A 16,379-nucleotide genomic window follows, 5' to 3' on the forward strand; every position below is an offset into this window, starting at 1 on the left:
AACGTGGTCAATCACAGTCAAAAAACCTCCCGGCTGGATCAGTCCCGGCCAGTGAACGTCACTCGCGCAATCCCCTCGGGCGGGTCGATCCCCCGCGAGGCGTTCTGGGTGTCGGCGCAGTAGACCGCGATGTAGGTGGCCTTGAACGCCTGCGGAATGTTCAGGTGCAGGCGGTTGAGTTCGCCCGGATTGACCCGGCTGTTGCGCAACGGGAAGTACAACCGCTCGTCTTGCGCATTGGTCACCATGGCATAGGCGTGCAACTTCAGGGAGATCTCCTCGGGAACGCCGGGATAGGTCATGCCCCAGGCACAATGCAACGCCGGGTAGATAATGCCGGCGCGCCCCAGCTCCGGATCGTAGTAGCCGAGCACAGTGGTGACCGGAACCCCCACCTGCTCCGGCTGGCCGGCGACGTTCACGGAGAAGTCCTCGACCCGGGTCCAGGTGCCGTCCATTTCGTAGTTCAGGAAATCGCCCTTTTTCACCGTTACGCGGGTGCCATTGACATGCAGCACGCTGTCGGCCGCCGCCGTGCTCAGGATGCGTACGCCCCGCAGCCTGTCGGTCGTCGCGGGCAGGTGGATGTCGGCGGCCCAGTGCCCCTCGCCCAGGTCTACCTCGATCCGTTTGAACCGCTTGAGCAGCTCGGTCATCGAGGCCAGGTCCAGTTCATCCACCCCGGCGCGGTGCAGTTCGCCCCACTGCAACATGGCCTTTTGCTGTTCGTTCCATTTCAAATGGCCGGTGGTCGAAGTGGTACTGAAGATTGCATTGTTCTCCAGATAGTTCTGGATGGTCTTCAGGCTCCAGGGGGTGAACTGGGTGTAGCGATTGACCGAGGGATAGTGGGCATAGCCACTGGACATGGAATCGCGACCGAACGGATGGCCATGGAATGGCGGCTCGCAGGTGCCACTCTGGCAGGTATCTTCACCGCTGCGGCTCTTGAGGAAATTGGGCACGAACACGTTCTTGTCGCTGTCCCAGCCCCAGGCCGAGTTGGTGCCCCGGGCTGCGCGATGCACCGAACCGGCGAAGCCGCCGGGATGATGGGACAGGCCATAGTGATGGCCGAATTCATGGCTCAGTTCGTTGCTGGCGATGTATCCCAGCGTCACCATCCCGCCGCCGCCCGAGCCGCCATGCATCACCACGCCGTTGCGGTAGTTGCCGACCGATGTGTGCGCCGTCACCAAGGCGATCACCATGTGCTTGTTCAGGCCGCTCTCGCCGCTGCCGGGCGAGGAATGAATGCCCTGGCTGGCATTGTTGATGCCCAGGCACACCAGTTCCTTGCCGATGCGCTGGCGCAGGTCACCAGCGTGCCAGGTGCCTTCATCCTGCGAGCGCTCCAGGTACAAGGTGCCGTCGGCCATCTCGATGAACTGGAAGTGCATCGGCTCGTACTGGTTGACGATCAGGCGGCTGCACGGAAGGGTCTGGAAGTACTCGCGATGCAGTTGGGTGATGAACTCGTCGGTAAACTTGCGCCGGTTCGGGGTGAGCATGCCGATATCGATGGTGTTGACCAGCATCTCGCCTGGCGCACCGACATCGGCGTCGGCGAAGGTCCCCGAGCTGGCCCCGGCCCTGAACACCAGGTCCATGCCGGCTACCACCTGCTGCCAGGGCAGGACCGCGCTCCAGAAGTTCTCGCCGTAGACGATGCGGCCATATTCCGCATCGCTGTCGCGCTCGGCGATCGGCGGCAATTGCTCCGGCGGCGCCATGGCCAGGGTGAAATCACCGACACTCAACTGGATACCCTCGGCAGCAACAATGGCGCTGATGGGTTTGAACATCACCAGGGTATCGCGCAGGCCGGTCAGGCGCGGCTGCACATCGCCGGCAATCGGCGAGCTGCGCGACGGCAGCACCGAGACCTGAGCGAACAGGACACTGCCTTTGAGCTCGCCGACCAGGTCGTTGCCCAGGTCGCGGTCGTTGAAAAACAACGGGGATTGGCTGCTGGACATGGTGACGGGCCTCGTGGAGGAAAGACATGGCTGTACGAGGCCCATTCGAACACCGGTGGGAAAAGCCAACAACTGGCAGAAATATCAGGTACCCGGGCTCGAGATACCTGCTTTCTTTGCCCGGGATCCTGCGCATGGTCAGCCTGTTCAACGCCGGCCCGACTGGTAATATCCCGCGCCAATGAACAAAGGCCCCGCCATGAACGGCGTCCCGGTTCCAGCCCGCCGGACGCCACTCGACACTGCGGGCCTCACGCCCCCGACAAAGGACTCCACCATGGCTCGCCTGGCCGTACTCGCTTTTGCAAGCGCACTCGCCCTCATCCCCACCCAACCGGCCCTGGCCGTGGATGCCAGTGCAGGCAGCTTCACCGTCACCCAGCGCTGCGAAGCCTTCCAGTCCTTCAAGAACCAGACCAATCCCGGAGGGGTGTCCGTGCAACCGGGACGCTCGTACGCCATTGCCGAGGTCAACCGCGAAGCCTACCAGTGGGTCCGGATCGATGTCGGCGGCGGCAGGAAGGACCTGCGCTGGGTCGCCGCCGAGTGCGGCCGGGTCGAGGGGCTGCAAATTGCCCAGCCAGGCGCGCGTGCCTGCAGCGTTGCCGACCAGTACGACAGCCACGTGCTGGCGCTAACCTGGCAGCCGGGGTTCTGCGAGCACGACCGCAACGGGCCGGGCAAGCCGGAATGCCAGGCCATGGGCAAAGGCGAGCTGAAGGTCGATCACTTCACCCTGCACGGCCTGTGGCCGAACAAGCAGGCCTGCGGCATCGACTACGGCAGTTGCGCCGGCCCGGCGCTGGAACTGGACCAGGCTACGGTGGACTACATCAAGCCGTGGATGCCCAACTTCCACTACGACACCCGGTTCGGCAACCACGAATGGAAGAAACACGGCGTCTGCCAGACCGCCATGGACGATGACCAATACTTCAGGCTCGCGGTGGACCTGGTGAAATCCTTCAACGACTCGCCCGCCGGCGCCTACATCCGCGAAAATGCCGGCGGCTCGGTGTCGAGGACGCAGTTCTATGAAAAGCTGGCGGACGAGCATGGCAACAAGGCCGCCGCCAACAACTTCCAGCTGATCTGCACAGGGGATTACCTGAAAGAGGTCCGGGTCGCGCTGCCCAGGGACTTCAAGGGCGAACGCAGCTTGAAGGGCGTGCTCGGCCAGGATTTCCTCGCCGAGCGCAGGAGCGACCGCAGCGAGTGTCGTGGCGAGCGGATCCGGATCGAGGCCAGTGGGATGGCGGGGTAATGAGGTGCCGACGAAAGGGGCACTTGGCCCCTTCGTGGCGGGCAATCCGCTTATTTGAACAGGTCCTCTCGCCCCGGCATGTCCATGCCGACCAACGACCTTATTTCCGTTTCGCTGACCTTCGGTGGAATGAACTTCTGAACCAACACATTGGGGCCCGTGTAGAAATCCAGGGTGTATCCCAGCAAATCGAACAACGAGTCATCGAACTGGCGAACCGTGCCCTTGTACAGGTTGCGGGTGGTGGAACTGATCTGTTGCTTGAAACCACCGCTCAAGAACAATCCTCCCGCAGCCTCCGTACCGTTGTTCAGGTAGGCTGCCTTGAACGCATCGAACTTACCGGCAGCCTTCGCCTCGTCCATGTTCTGGATCAACTGGGTCAGGGCCTTGGCCCGTGCCTGCTGGGCAAGCCGCAGTTCACTGGGCACCGTGGGCCACTTCACCGGAACCTTGGACAGCGACCCGCCCCGAGCGCGGAACCAGTTGCGCGGAAGCCCCTTTATACCGTGGAGGCCCATGGAGATCCCGGCTGCCGCGCTGGCGATACCGAAGGCCTGTCCCCAGGCTTCCAGCGTCCTGGAGAGTTGGGGATCACTTTCCGCAATGATGATCGAGGCCACATCGAAGGCGAAGGAAATCGCAGCCAGGGCCGTGGTCGCGACCGCCAGTAGCATCGAGGTGCCCGCAGTGAATGGCGCCAGCAGCACTCCCACCGCACCTGCCACGATACGGAACGCCATGCTCTGGATGCCTGGCGCATTGCTCCAGCGCGAATACTGGGCGACCACCGCCCGGCCACTGGGGTCTGCGTTATTGACCGGATCGGCATTGCCGAACACATAGCCTCCGGCACCGCCGATACCGAACGGGCTGTTGCTGTCGCGAGAGAGGAACCGGCACAGGGCCGGGTCGTACAGGCGATAGCCATTGCCCAGGTGATATAGCCCCAGACTGTTCAACGGTTCGCCCTTGAAACCCAGCCAGTTGGTCGCTTTCGTGCCGGAATAACGCTTGCCATAAGGTTCGTAGCGGAAATAGGTAATGGCCTTGGTCGCCAGATCGATGCTGGCGAACACCGTACCGTTGGCATCGCGCAGTTCGAAGGAACGGCTTTCGCTGCTGTCGGTGATGGCGTCCTGCAGCAGGCAGGCACGGCTTTCGTTACGTACGATGAGCGAGCGCTTCTTGAAACTGGCACCTGTCGTGCTATCCGTCTGCACCAGCGCATACACGCAATCACCCGATAGTGGTAGGTGTCCGTCTTGTTGCCGATACTGCCGCCGCGTACCCGGCCCTCCTTGTCATAGCTGAAGGTGTACTTGGTCTTGTCGCCGTCGGTGGAATAGGTGTTGACCTGGCCGTTGCCGTGGTAGCCAAGCCTGCGGGTGCCCTCGATAGTCAGCCGCCCGGTGTTGTCGTGGGTAAACGCGGTGCCGAGGGCCGTGGCCGGCACTGCGAGACTGGTCTTCTGGATGACGACATTGTTCAGCACACCGGGCTTGTAGTCATCGAGATAGAACAGGTCACTGTTGCCGCTGGATGAGTTGGCGTGGCTGAGTGCGTTGCCCAGTGCATCGTAGGTCCAGGTATCGGTCCTGGAGGACGGGCCGATCCACTTGGTCAAGCGCAGGGTCTTGTCGTACTCGTAGCTGTTGACCTCCTGCTCGGTGACCGTGACGACCTGTTTTGCATCGGTCTTCGCCGATTTCAACGTGCTTTTGCTCAGGCGCCCGTCCCCGAGCAAGGTGCGGTCCAGGGTCAGGGTATCGACCCCTGGGCAGGTAAAGGTGCGCTTGGTTTCCTGCCCTAGCCCGTCATAGGTGTAGGCCACTGTCATCACCAGGTTGGCGGACTTCACGGCAGTGATGGTTTCGCTGGTCAGCAGTCCGTTGTCGGCATAGGTCCAGGTGCAGATGCAGTGGTCGCTCTTCGACCTGGTCAGGCGGTCGAAGAAATCGTACTCGTAGGTCGTCACCGCGCCGGTCAGGTCAGTGAATTTCAGTACCCGCCCGCCGGTGCTGAACTCCAGGGTGGACGTCTCGGTGCCCAGTTTCTGCGAGTGGATCCGCTTTGCCTTGTCGGGATCACCGGAGTAGTCGCTCAGAGCAGTAGGGCCGGTCACTGCGATCTTGCGCGTCGCGGTGGTCGAAGCGCCGTTGTAGCTGAACTCGATGGTGTGGTCATTGATCGTCTGGCTGGAAGCACGCCCGAGCATATCGACGCTCTGCCTGCCCAGCTTGACCGCACTCGCCGCACCGTTCTTGACATACGCCTCCCCTGCGATCGGAGCCAGCGTGGCAGGGTCGTAGCTGTTTTCCAGGACAATGCCTTCGCGGGTGGTCTTCAGCAGCCGCCCTGCGCAATCGTATCTGTAGCTGATGGCACCACCGATCTTCGGCGTAACACTGATGAGCTGACCGTACTTGTCATAACCGTACTCGATCTTGTCCTGTTCGGTTTCCTTGTTGCCGCTCTCGACCTTGAGGTAACGGACCGACTTGACCTGCCCGTCGGCGGACATGATTTTCTCGATCTTGCAGCCTTCGCTGCCGGACTGGCTGTAGAGCTCGGTGAGGGTGCTCTTGTTGGCATTGAACTGACGGTCGATGCTGAACTTGCCCTGGGTGAAACGTTCGCCACGCACGCCCGGGGTCCGCTCCTGGATCACCTTGCCCAGTTCCTTGCCATCCTTGTCCTTCAGGAGGTTGGTGGTAGTGATCTTGCCGCTGACGTCATAGACGCGCTTGCTTTCTCGCTGGCTGATCCTGGCGTTGCCGGTGCCATAGTCGGTTTCCACGGTGCTGGTGATCCGGCCTTGGGTGTCGTAGGTCCAGCTGTGGGTTTCCAGGAAGCTGGTGGCGCCATTGGGCTTGAGATGCTGGGACTTCCTGCGGCCGAGGATGTCGCGGTCGATGCGCGTAGTGGCTCCGTCCTCGACCATCTCGTATTGCCAGACCAGGCCGCTGGCCAGGGTGCAGGTAGTCTTGCGCAGGTCGCTGCCGCCCTTGCTCAGCGTCTCGCTCTTCAGGTTGCCTTGCGGGTCGTAGGTTCGCACGGTCTTGTAGCCTTCGCTGTCCGTGCTCTCCAGCAGGCGACCGCTCAGGCGCGAGCGGGTCTGGCTGGAGGTGATGTCCGACTGTCCGGTCTGGGAAATGGTGGTGGTGATGGTCAGCTTGTTGGTATCGGCGGTGTCCACTTTATAGGTGTATTTGGTAGTGACCCGTGATGCTTCGTATACCCCCAGACTCCGGCGGAGAGAACTATCTGCGCGACCGAGCTCGAACTGACCATGCCATAGCCTGGTTTGTCTTTCTCGGTGTGATACTCAAAGGTTTCCAGGGCCATGGAGGCACCTTTCTTCGAATTCAGCTTGAAGCCTTCGTTGTTGGCTTTGCTTTGCGCCTTGAGGCTGGCAGTCAGATCGTCGAGGGTTTTCTGGTAGGCCGGTTTTTCCTTGTCGCTCGCGGCCTTGATCTGGTCCTCCAGGCTTTTGGTGAAGGCCTTGGCTGCTTCGGTGGCCACGGCCAGTTGCTCTGCCTCCACATTGACTCTGCTGCAATCGGGCTGGAGTATGGTCAACTTATGTTTGGCCCTGACCCGACCGTCAACCTTGTCATAACCAAAAAAGGTCAGGCGTTGCGGTTCTTCTTTATCACCTACTTTACGAGAGACCAGTTCCGACTCAACCTCGCTGGAAAATGGCTTGTCACTACCACAGTGGCTTATATCCACAGGCAGGCTGAAAGCCTTTTTCGCATAATTGTTGACGGCTGGCGTCATGTGGACGGTCGTATCGATGCGCGTACCCCATGTCATGCCGCCGGAGCCGCCTACTGCGAAGACGGCTCCAACAACGTTTGCATAATCCAGCCCTTTGAAAAGACAACCGAAAAGGCTCCAGTCCTGGACTTTGGTTTCGGTTTCCGTAACCCTGAATTCCTGATAGTTGTTGTAATAGGTCAAGTCTGTTATTTCGCCGTTATCGACACGACGAACGGGATTGCCAACGGCATCAATCGTCAGGCTGCGCTGGTCGACAGAGACCTCTCCATCCCAGATACTGGTTTCCGAAATCACGGTCTTGGTCGCGGCATCCAGCCGATGGCTGCTTTGCTTGCAAGCAGGTGCCGTTGCAGTGCCGTGATTCTCGATAGACGACAGCCCATTGACGAAATTGAAGATACGAACGAATTCCGTACGGGGTATGGCCGCCTGGTAATAACCCACCAACGTTGTGGTATTACTCCCGTAGGTGTAATCGTGTACCAATGTATCCATTCCGCTGCCAGGCGAAATGGTATGGCGACGAACTTTATTATCACCGGTATAACTCAAGGACTCACAGCACCTTTCACAACTATCCACGCCGGCAAAGGGGTGCCGGTACTCAATATTTAGTCCAGCCAGCTTGCCCGCACTATTCTGCTTTACGGTGTATTGGGTTTTTCCGGAAACACCATATCCATCTACCTCCAGCTTTGTCTCCAGATCGCTGGTTTTCTTCTTTGTGAACGTGAATGTTCTTTTTTCAGCGGGGTTTGCCGGGGATACAATTATTGATTCGGGAATGTCGGCATAAGTGCCGTCAGTCTTCAAGCCAGGCGCGATAAACCACTTGACCTGCACGACCGTTTCCGCGCCTCTTTTTATCTTCAGTAGTTTCCCCAGGGAGTATTCCAACTCCAAGCTCAATCCGGAGGGTAACTTGTACCTTACAAGGTCGACATTCATTGTTTTTTCGTCTTCCTTGTCCAGTTCGAATGTTTCAGCACTTCCATCCTTATAAGTCACTTCATACCCGGAGATGCCTTGGACATTTGATAAAGTTCCTGGAGACATCGCCGTAAACACAGGCTCAATCCTGAAATCCCCGCCGTTCAGCGACATCGATCCCGAACGGATACGCACAGTTCGCCCATCCCTGAGGACAAGGGAGAGTTCAGTATCCGCAACCGACCGTTTGATCGGGACGTAGCTGCTCGAATCGCCCAGCTTTACATAGACACCAACGTTCTCCTGATAGGAAATTCTGACTTTCAGGGGATCCTTGAAACCATCATCGGGAAACAGATCAACCACAGGGATCATCAATGTTCCGTTGCCGGTATTTGTATCAACGGTTATATGTTTTTTTGACTCAATACACTGTTCGAACAACTCCTTCGTCTCACTGCTCATCCCCGGCAACGGCCAGGAAATCCCCGAGATGATCTGCATCTCCACTTCCAACCCGGACGCCTTGGGCACCCAGAAGAAGTTCACGTTGTTTTCGTGCCAAGGCTCCATCTCACCCTTCGTGGCATTCTCCCGCCCGGCCCTGATGAACCTGCTGCGTTTATTGATCCTGCTGGCGAAGTCCTTGGCCCACAGTGCGTGGCTGAGCCGGCCGTCTTCCGGGATAAAGGCCATGGATTCCAGGATTCGCCCGGTTTTTTTACCCTTGACGACCAGCACCACCTGTTCGTTCTCGACCAGGGCCCGGTTACCAATGCACGCCCCCTTGTCGAAGTTCTTCAGGCTGACAAGGGTGGTGAAACAACGGACATTGTTCGCACATGACCAGATTTTGTTCGTATAGGTACTCGACGCCGGTACCGGCGCACCGTCCTTGTTGCTCGACCGGTCTCCCGCCATGACCAGCTCGGTCTTCTGGTTGATCAGCCTGGCCAGGTCGATCGCTACCGAACACTTGCCATTGCGGTTGTTGCCGGGGGTGAAGGTGAACTCGCGCAGGATGGCGTCGGTGGTGTCGTCCATCACATAGGCGCGGCAGGACTCGGTCACGCCCTGGTCACGCTCCGACGAGATATAACCCAGCTCCTTCATCTGGGTCTTTTCCCAGCCCACCTTCAGCTTCGAGCCCTTGGGCAGCCAGATCACGTTGGTGCTGGCATTCTCGGTCGGGTCGATGGTCTTGTTGGTGGCATGCTTGACCCCGGCCTTGAGGAATCGGCTGTGGCCGTTGATATGTTTCGCCAGGTCCTTGGCCCATTGCACTGCCGTGAGCCGCGCAGGATCCGGCGTGAAGGTCACGACCTCGCAGAAATTGCCCTTGCCTGCCGTGGATACGGTGACCACGATCCGGTCGGCCGCGGTCAGGTTGGCGGTGGCGGCGATGGTACTGCCCTGCTCCCAGTTATCCACGTGCAGCGCGGTAGTGAACATCCGTAGCTCGCCAAACTTCTGGTTGATGGCAGTGCTGGTCGCCGTCGCGTGAGCGGACGAGGCATTGATCTGCTTGGCCAGCTCCGCCGGCCATTGGGCCTTGGTCAGGCTGTTCCTGGCCTTGGCGGCTTTCAGGGTAATGCGATCGAGCAACTTGTCGGACTTGTCATCGAAGACAAACAAGGAGATCTCCTCGCCCTCGGCGGCATCGCGGTCAGCCGGGATCTTGCAGGCTTCCTTCACTTCATCGACCAGCCAGGTCACGCTGAGGTCGGAGCTCTCCGGGGTCCAGATCCAGTTCAGGGTTTTGTCGGCAATGGGTGTGATCAGTTCACCGTCCTGTTTGCCGGCTCGTACGTAAAGGCTGGTGCGATTGATCTGCGCAGCGAAATCCTTGCTCCAGAAACCCGGGGTCAGGCGGCCGGCGGTCGGGGCGAAGATCACCGTTTCCAGAAGATCGCCGACGCCGTTGCGCACGTTCATCCGTACCCGGGAGCTGGTAGTGAGGTCATAGGTCGGCTGCAGGGCCAGGCGCTTGGTGGTGCTCCAGTTGTTCTTGCTGACCACCGTGGTCACCACCTTCAGGGCGCGGGAGGTGACACCCCAGAATTTGTTGCCATCGCCGCTGTCGTCGATCTTCCAGTCGAAGGTGGCGGTTTCCATGCCCGCGCGGATCAACGCCAGGTTGCCGTTGACATGCCGGCACAGGTCCATCATCCAGAGCAACTTACCGGTGTGCCCGCGCAGTGGCACGAAGGTGGTCTGTTCCAGCAGGGTCTTCAGGGTCCTGTCGAACACACTGACCGTGACCCGCTCGCCCTCGGCGAGGTCGCTGCCTGAATACACTTTGCCCAGGTCGGTCCAGTTACGTGATGGCATTTGCGCATGCTCCTCGGAAAAGCATCGGAGGGCAGCTGCGGGATGCAGCGTCGGGCCGACGCGGAAACCACAAGAAAGGGAGAGATGCGCTTAACGCTAGAGCGGGCCGGACAGGCTCACAACTGACAGAAATATCAGGTGGGTGGTTATCCAGTAATGGTCGCGGGCAGGGCTTATCGCGGTAATGAAGCGCGCCGCGGACCTGCTCCTATGGAACGGAACATAACTCCAAGATTTGCAACGACCTTGTGGGAGCGGGTTCACCCGCGATTATTGGAGTGGCTACACCACCGTAATCCCGGTGCCCCCACAGGTACGCGCAGGAAGGAGTTATATCCCGCCCGCGCTGCCAAGGGCCGCAAAGCGGCCCCCTTCAGCAAGAACACCGACTATTTGAACAGCTCCTCCAGCCCCGGCAACGGCAACGCTACCAGCGACCTGATCTCGGTTTCGCTGACCATCGGCGGGACGAACTTCTGCACGATCACATTAGGGCCGGTATACAGGTCCAGGATATGCCCCGGGAAATCGAGCAACGCGTCGTCGAACTTGCCGACGGTCCCCTTGTACAGGTTCCTGCTAGCATTGCCCACGCGCTTATGAAAGCGCGTATTGAGACTCAGACCCGGAGCCACGCCGGCACCCAGCATGCTCGGCTCGGCATCCATGTAAACGGCATTGAGCAGACGGGTTTTGCCTGCTGCCTTGAGATCCTGCACTATCATTTCGGTCACTATCTTGATATCGCGCTGCATTCCGGCGCTCAGTTGGCGGGACGCCGAACCCAGCGGTCTCACCGGAACCCGTGACGATGGTCCGCCACGCGGGCGGAACCAGTTGCGCGGTATGCTCTTCCAGCCGTGAACGGTCATGGCGACGCCGGCGGCGGCCCCGGCGATGCCGAAGGCCTGGCCCCAGGCCTCCAGGGTCTTGGCCAGTTCCGGGTCGCTTTGCGAAACGATGATCGAGGCCACGTCGAAAGCGAAGGAAATCGCCGCCAGCGCCGTGGTGGCCACCGCCAGCAGCATCGATGTACCCGCCGTGAATGGCGCCAGCAGCACGCCGACAGCGCCGATCACGATACGGAACGCTGTGCTCTGGATTGCCGGCACCGTTCCCCAGCGGGAGTACTCGGCGACCACTTCGTGCCCACTAGGGTCTTTGTAGTTCACCGGATCGCCGTTGCAGAACACGTAGCCAGCGGCGCCACCGATACTGAACGGGGCTTTGCTGTCCCGGGTCAGGAAACGGCCGAGCTTGGGGTCATACAAGCGGTAGCCATTGCCAAGGTGGTACAGGCCAAGCACGGTGAATGGCTCTCCCTTGAAGCCAAGCCAGTTGTTTTCATGCTCACCTTCGTGACGCTCGCCATAAGGGCCGTAGCGGAAATAGGTGATGGCCTTGGTCGCCAGGTCGACACTGGCGAAAACCGTGCCGCTGGCATCGCGCAATTCGAAGGACCGGCTGGCTGTCCCGTCCCTGTCGCTGTCCTGCATCAGGCAAGAGGGGCTTTCATTGCGCAGGACATGGCGACGCTGCCTGGGGCTGGCGTTTGTGGCGGAGTTGCTTACGACAAAGGCATATACCCTGTCGCCGCAGTAATGGTAGGTGTAGGTGAAGGAGTCTAACACGCCACCACGCACCCGCCCTTCCTTGTCATAGGTGAAGGTGAAGTGTTCCGAAATTGTGTCGATCTGTCCGTTGTCATGATAGCTGTAGCTATGTTCTGAGTTCATGGTCATGCGGCCGGCATCGTCATACTCCCACGAGCCGGGACCATGGTTGCCTGGATCAGGCAGCTTCAGAAAGAAGCGGCGGTTGTTTATCAATTGTTCCTTTTTTGGGGTATCCGGAATTTCTGGTTGATAAAATGCCAAAGATGTAAAGAAGAAAATCTTTCTCAGCGGATTATCTGATTGATCCTCTTCAGCCTACTCTACTGCCAATTTTCTGTTTCCACCTTCGCCTGAGTCTTCATAGCGATGCTGACTAGGGAGGACAGCGAGAGCTGGGCAAGCGTCAAAGCGGTTCTGGTTCATGCGCAATCCGGACACCTGCACAACATTCCTCTTGTAAGAAACCGATCAAATTCTCTAGGTGCCCATACTCGGGTATACAGACAATCGTGCGGCTATGTTTCTCCTGCCGGATCAGCCCTACCTTGGCCATGCGCGCAAGGTGATGTGATAGCGTCGAAGCAGGAATACCCAGCCCCTTCTGGATATCTCCGACCGAAGCCCCATCATGGCCAGCTTTGACCAGAAAGCGGAACACGGACAGTCGGTGACTATTCCCTAGCTCAGCTAAGCTGGCTGCAACCTTTTCGTGATCCATAGCACGCCCCAATAATTCGATGTTTCTAGAATTATAGTTGACAGGTCGGATAAACGCAAGTAGGCTGCGTACATCATTTCGACAATACTAGAAATATAGGAGTAATATTGAATGTCATCTCAACTCCAAGACGCTCTAGGCATGTTCGCCTTTCTCGCTATCGAGCTATCGGTTTTATTCATTGGCATTAGCTTGCTGGTCGGAGTTCTTCAACGTCACATCCCACCATCCAAGGTGGAAGCGTTACTGACTTCCAGTGGGAAGCGAGGCTATTTTCTTGCTGCTGGTTTAGGAGCTATAACGCCCTTCTGTAGTTGCTCGACTATCCCCATGTTGAAAGGGTTGATTCGGGCACGGGCCGGTTTTGGGCCGATGATGGTGTTTCTTTTCTCATCTCCGTTGCTGAATCCTATCGTCGTCGGCCTGCTGGTTGCCACGTTTGGATGGACACTTACTGCTATCTATGTGCTCGCCGCTTTGGTGGTCGCGGTAGGTGCCGGATGGCTGCTTCACACGCTTGGCTTCGAGCGTTATGTGCGCCGGACGGCGACACAAGAGAGCAGTGGATGTAGTTCATCAGCAAGCCCGTGCAGTGCTACATCGACCGCATCGAGTTGCGGCACCAACAGCTGCGACACCACTCCGAAGACGGCTTCTTGCGGGGCTGATAGGAAGACAACAGTCTCTACGTCTAGCGAATGCTGTGACAGTCAACCCACTGTCACGGTTAAGAAAGAAGGGAAGTACAGTGGTGTGTGGCGGGAAGCTTGGTCGGACTTTATCGATGTGTTGCCTTACCTGCTCATCGGTATTGCGATTGGCAGCGTGATCTATGGTTTCATGCCCACTGACTTATTGGAGCAGTATGCAGGCCCAGATAATCCCTTTGCCATTCCAGTTGCCGCTGTCATCGGCGTGCCGTTGTATATTCGCGCTGAAGCCGTCATACCTCTGGCAGCGGCTCTGATGGCCAAAGGCGTGGGTGCCGGGACGGTGCTAGCGTTGATCATCGGCAGTGCCGGAGCCAGCCTGACTGAGCTCATTCTGTTGCGCTCTTTGTTCACGCTGAAGCTTTTAGCGGCGTTTTTAGCAGTCATTTTTGCTATGGCGATGATTGCCGGTTACGCCACCTACCTGTTTTTCTGATCAAGGCGGGAGATGATTAATTCGTTAAGCCTTCCTGGGTACCAGTTGGTGGATTCTGATGAGCAGAATGAAGACATACATTTTCGGCTTGAAGCACCTACACCAGTAGCCTGCGAGGGGTGCGGCGTGCAGGGTGAGTTCGTGCGGTTCGGCAAGCGTGACGTTCCCTATCGTGATCTGCCCATCCACGGCAAGCGGGTCACTCTCTGGGTGGTCCGCCGCCGATACACCTGCCGGGCCTGCAAGACAACATTCAGGCCCCAGCTACCGGAGATGGTGGACGGATTCCGTATGACACTGCGGCTGCATGAGTACGTGGAGAAGGAATCCTTCAACCACCCCTACACCTTTGTGGCGGCACAGACCGGCCTGGACGAGAAGACGGTGCGCGACATCTTCAACGCCCGCGCCGAGTTCCTGGGGCGCTGGCACCGCTTCGAGACGCCCCGCATCCTGGGCATTGACGAGCTATACCTGAACAAGCGCTACCGCTGCATTCTGACCAACATTGAGGAGCGAACCCTGCTCGACCTGCTGGCCACCCGCCGCCAGGACGTGGTGACCAACTACCTGATGAAGCTGAAAGACCGGCAGAAGGTCGAGATCGTCAGCATGGACATGTGGAACCCCTACCGGGCAGCGGTCAAGGCTGTGCTGCCCCAGGCCCGTATCGTGGTCGATAAGTTCCATGTGGTGCGCATGGCCAACGATGCCCTAGAGAGAGTGCGCAAGGGCCTCAGAAAGGAGCTGAAACCGTCCCAGAGCCGGACTCTCAAGGGAGACCGGAAAATCCTGCTGAAACGCGCTCACGAAGTCTCAGACCGGGAGCGCCTCATCATGGAGACCTGGACAGGCGCGTTCCCGCAACTGCTGGCCGCCTACGAGCACAAGGAGCGCTTCTACGGCATCTGGGACGCCACCACACGGCTCCAGGCAGAAGCCGCCCTGGACGAGTGGATAGCCACCATCCCGAAGGGCCAAAAGGAAGTCTGGAGCGATCTGGTCAGGGCAGTGGGAAACTGGCGCGAAGAGACCATGACCTACTTCGAGACGGACATGCCCGTCACCAACGCTTACACGGAGTCCATCAACCGACTGGCCAAGGACAAGAACCGTGAAGGGCGCGGTTACTCCTTCGAGGTGATGCGGGCACGAATGCTCTACACCACGAAGCACAAGAAGAAGGCACCGACTGCGAAGGTCTCTCCTTTCTACAAGAAAACCATCGGTTACGGACTGCCGGACTTCGCAGAGGAACTCAACTACGGAGTCGATCTATCAACCATCTGATAATGGTATCAGGTTGGTGGGGTAAAGGTGCCCCATCAACCATTAAATCCGTATACCCCTTTAGTGAAAATGCTTCGATCATCTGGGCGATAGCCGCCCTCGCCACCTGCGGCGTCATCCTGCGTCCATGGCGGATCCCGGAATATGTCTGGGCCATGGGCGGCGCGCTGCTGCTGGCCGGCCTGGGCCTGATCACACCGCAGCGTGCCCTGGCGGCCGTCGCCGAAGGCGGCGACGTTTACCTGTTCCTGATCGGCATGATGGTGCTGGCCGAACTGGCCCGCCAGGAGGGCCTGTTCGACTGGCTGGCCCGCTATGCCGTGCAACACGCCAAGGGTTCGGGACAACGGCTGTTCGACCTGGTGTTCCTGGTGGGCACGCTGGTCACCGTGTTCCTGTCCAATGACGCTACCGCAGTGGTGCTGACCCCGGCGGTCTATGCCGCGTGCAAGGCCGCCCGGGCCGAACCCCTGCCCTACCTGTTCATCTGCGCCTTCATCGCCAATGCCGCCAGTTTCGTGCTGCCCATTTCCAACCCGGCCAACCTGGTGGTCTTCGGCAGCCAGATGCCGCCGCTGCTGGACTGGCTGAGGCAATTCAGCCTGCCGTCGCTGGCCGCGATCGTCCTGACCTACCTGGTATTGCGCCTGACCCAGCGCCGGCAGATCCGTCAACCACTGGCCCTGAGCGTGGAGTCCCAGCCGCTGTCTGCCGGTGCCCGCCTGTGTGCCCTGGGCATCGCCTTCACCGCCGCCCTGCTGCTGGGCGCCTCAGCGCTGGACCGGGCGCTGGGCCTGCCGACCTTCTGCGCCGGCGTGGCGACCACCGTGCTGATCCACCTGCGCCAACGGCGCAGCCCGATGCCGGTGCTGCGCCATGTGGCATGGGGCGTGCTGCCGCTGGTGGCGGGTTTGTTCGTACTGGTCGAAGCCGTCGCCCAGACCGGCCTGATCGCGCGCCTTGCCCAGGGCCTGGCCAGCCTGGCGGCGGAATCGCCAACCCAGGCCAGCTGGCTGGGCGGCGTGGGCGTGGCCATCGCCAGCAACCTGATGAACAACCTGCCGACCGGACTGATCGCCGGCTCCATGGGCTCGTTGGTCGCGCTGCCGCAACAGACCACCGCCGCCCTGTTGATCGGCGTGGACCTGGGGCCGAACCTGTCGATCACCGGCTCGTTGGCGACCTTGCTTTGGCTGGTGGCGATCCGCCGCGAGGGCGAACATGTCAGCGCCTGGCGCTTCCTGTGCCTGGGTATGCTGGTGATGCCGCCGGCGTTGGCGGCGGCGTTGCTGGCGTTGTCGATCTGAATACAATGCTGG

10 protein-coding genes are annotated in these 16,379 nt (G+C 59.4%); 4 read left to right on the top strand and 6 right to left on the bottom strand.

The annotated features are described in order from the left end of the window. Positions 1-38: 38 nt before the first annotated feature. On the bottom strand, positions 39-1,979 hold the full coding sequence (locus CSV86_RS11960) for a M66 family metalloprotease (protein ID WP_009407994.1): 1,941 nt from the start codon (positions 1,977-1,979) through the stop codon (positions 39-41). 277 nt (positions 1,980-2,256) lie between these two features. On the opposite strand from CSV86_RS11960, the gene CSV86_RS11965 reads away from it, so the two are divergent. Beyond that, complete coding sequence (locus CSV86_RS11965) at positions 2,257-3,243, top strand: ribonuclease T2 family protein (protein ID WP_009407993.1); 987 nt, start codon at positions 2,257-2,259, stop codon at positions 3,241-3,243. Positions 3,244-3,293: 50 nt separating this feature from the next. Here CSV86_RS11965 and CSV86_RS31910 read toward each other — a convergent pair whose 3' ends face one another. The 5 genes from CSV86_RS31910 to CSV86_RS11985 all read right to left on the bottom strand — a co-directional run bounded on the left by CSV86_RS31910 (position 3,294) and on the right by CSV86_RS11985 (position 12,624). Continuing rightward, positions 3,294-4,310 (bottom strand): RHS repeat-associated core domain-containing protein, encoded by a 1,017-nt coding sequence (locus CSV86_RS31910; RefSeq protein WP_311985828.1) that lies wholly within the window; start codon positions 4,308-4,310, stop codon positions 3,294-3,296. Beyond that, entirely contained in the window at positions 4,202-6,442 is a 2,241-nt protein-coding gene (locus tag CSV86_RS11970) for a hypothetical protein (RefSeq protein ID WP_170394606.1), read from the bottom strand. Before CSV86_RS11970 ends, CSV86_RS31910 begins: the two co-directional genes overlap by 109 nt. Beyond that, a complete protein-coding gene (locus CSV86_RS11975) occupies positions 6,415-10,290 on the bottom strand; it encodes a hypothetical protein (protein ID WP_170394609.1) in 3,876 nt (1,291 codons plus the stop codon). The genes CSV86_RS11970 and CSV86_RS11975 overlap by 28 nt, the downstream gene beginning before the upstream one ends. 389 nt (positions 10,291-10,679) lie before the next feature. Continuing rightward, positions 10,680-12,032, bottom strand: a complete 1,353-nt coding sequence (locus CSV86_RS11980; RefSeq protein WP_170394612.1) for an RHS repeat-associated core domain-containing protein — start codon at positions 12,030-12,032, stop codon at positions 10,680-10,682. A 277-nt stretch (positions 12,033-12,309) separates the two neighbouring features. Further along, a complete protein-coding gene (locus CSV86_RS11985) occupies positions 12,310-12,624 on the bottom strand; it encodes an ArsR/SmtB family transcription factor (protein WP_000349485.1) in 315 nt (104 codons plus the stop codon). 141 nt (positions 12,625-12,765) lie between these two features. Here CSV86_RS11985 and CSV86_RS11990 point away from each other — a divergent pair, with 141 nt between their 5' ends. From CSV86_RS11990 to CSV86_RS12000, 3 genes are read left to right on the top strand one after another with little or no spacing between them, the layout of a single operon-like run. Continuing rightward, a complete protein-coding gene (locus tag CSV86_RS11990) occupies positions 12,766-13,770 on the top strand; it encodes a permease (protein ID WP_040363373.1) in 1,005 nt (334 codons plus the stop codon). 12 nt (positions 13,771-13,782) lie between these two features. Continuing rightward, entirely contained in the window at positions 13,783-15,060 is a 1,278-nt protein-coding gene (locus CSV86_RS11995; protein ID WP_000610830.1) for an ISL3 family transposase, read from the top strand. A gap of 2 nt (positions 15,061-15,062) precedes the next feature. Continuing rightward, complete coding sequence (locus CSV86_RS12000) at positions 15,063-16,367, top strand: arsenic transporter (RefSeq protein ID WP_170394615.1); 1,305 nt, start codon at positions 15,063-15,065, stop codon at positions 16,365-16,367. The last annotated feature ends 12 nt before the right edge of the window (positions 16,368-16,379 follow it).

The organism is Pseudomonas bharatica CSV86 (assembly GCF_000319305.2).
GTDB lineage: Bacteria > Pseudomonadota > Gammaproteobacteria > Pseudomonadales > Pseudomonadaceae > Aquipseudomonas > Aquipseudomonas bharatica.